Annotated in this window: 1 protein-coding gene; it reads left to right on the plus strand. The window is 74.8% G+C overall.

Annotated features, from left to right (window positions below):
* Positions 1–681, plus strand: a 681-nt coding sequence (locus ACTJKJ_RS27295; RefSeq protein WP_440823322.1) for a methyl-accepting chemotaxis protein, incomplete at its 5' end; no start/stop codon positions are given.
* Positions 682–713 lie beyond the last annotated feature (32 nt).

Here is a 713-nt window from a genome sequence, read left to right on the forward strand (position 1 = left end):
GTGGCGAGCGAGGTGCGCTCGCTGGCGCAGCGCAGCGCCGAGGCCGCCAAGGAGATCAAGGCGCTGATCGGCGCCAGCGTCACCAGCGTCGAGGCCGGGTCGCGGCTCGTGCAGGCGGCGGGCGAGTCGATGAACGACATCGTGCACAGCGTGCAGCGGGTGACGGACATCATCGGCGAGATCACCGCCGCGTCGACCGAGCAAAGCGCCGGCATCGCGCAGGTCAATGACGCGGTGGTGCAGCTGGACCGGATGACGCAGCAGAACGCGGCGCTGGTGGAGGAATCGGCGGCGGCGGCCGAGAGCCTGAAGGACCAGGCGCACCGGCTGACGGAGATCGTGTCGGTGTTCCGGCTCGGGCAGGACGCGATGGAGGGGGTGAAACGGGCGGCGCCGGCCACGGCCGCGGCTCGCGCGCCGGCGGCGAGGCCGGCCACGTCGGCGGCGTCGGCGGCGTCAACGGCATCGCCCCGCTCGGCATCGACCGCGCCCGGCGCGGTGACGAAGATGGCCTCCACCCAGCCCGCGCCGATGAAGGCGGTACGGCCCGGTGCGAATGGCGCAGCGCATGGCGCGGTCAAGCCGCCGGCGGCGAAGCCGGCGACCGCCGCTCCGTCGGTCGCGGCGCCCCCGCCGCGTCCCGCGCCAGCCGCCGACGACGGCGACTGGGAAACCTTCTGACTGCGCAGGCCGCTGGCCCTCACCCCTGCCCT

The organism is Roseateles sp. 22389 (assembly GCF_052044995.1).
Classification (GTDB): domain Bacteria; phylum Pseudomonadota; class Gammaproteobacteria; order Burkholderiales; family Burkholderiaceae_C; genus Roseateles.